The organism is Planctomonas deserti (genome assembly GCF_003067705.1).
Classification (GTDB): domain Bacteria; phylum Actinomycetota; class Actinomycetes; order Actinomycetales; family Microbacteriaceae; genus Planctomonas; species Planctomonas deserti.
Genome location: NZ_QANL01000069.1, coordinates 1 through 669, shown reverse-complemented (window position 1 = coordinate 669; position 669 = coordinate 1). Strand labels below are relative to the sequence as shown.

1 protein-coding gene is annotated in these 669 nt (G+C 65.6%); it reads right to left on the bottom strand.

Annotated features, from left to right (window positions below):
• Window positions 1-125 precede the first annotated feature (125 nt).
• The coding region (locus DAI20_RS19585) for a hypothetical protein (protein WP_205781506.1) at window positions 126-669 on the bottom strand (544 nt) is incomplete at its 5' end.

Sequence of the window (669 nt, the reverse complement as noted above, 5' to 3'; positions counted from 1 at the left end):
AGACGGATCGAACATATGCTTCTACGTCCGGGATGGAAAAGTGGTTGCAATGGCACTCGGGTTCGGCCCCTGACCGGTTGCCGTGCCCCTAGCGGTGCACGCGCACGGCCACTACAAGCGTCAGCCTACGAAGGCACTTCAGCGCGGACATGGTTGCTGGGATCGGCCTGGCGGTGGCCTGGGCCCCCAAGCAGACACCGCTGCTCATCAGGCACCAACCCAGTGAAGCGCCCAAACCGGGCCTCAACCCACGAAGGCCCCGCGCTTTCCACCAGCAACCGTCCCTGGCTCTGATGCAGATCCAGCCAGCGCTCGAAGCTGATGCGCAGCCGTTCGATATCCGGCGCCCGCCATCGTGCATCGGCAGGCATGCGGATCAGCACGCGCGAGGGCGCATTCTCCACGTCCATCACCAGCACGCCCTTGCACCGGATCTCGAAGGACGTCGCCCCGGCATGGCGCGCGTGCAGTTCAAAGCCCTCGTATGCCTTCGCGGTCACGAAGCCGAGCGCATCACTGCGCAGCTGGCGGTAATCGGCCGGCCGCAGCTTCTGGTAGGCCCACACCTGGTCGCCCGTGGGCTCGGGCCACCCCATCCACCCCATCCACACCGCCACCGTGATCGCGGCGCATACCGTCGCTGCAGCAAGACCGTGCTTCTTCATTCGT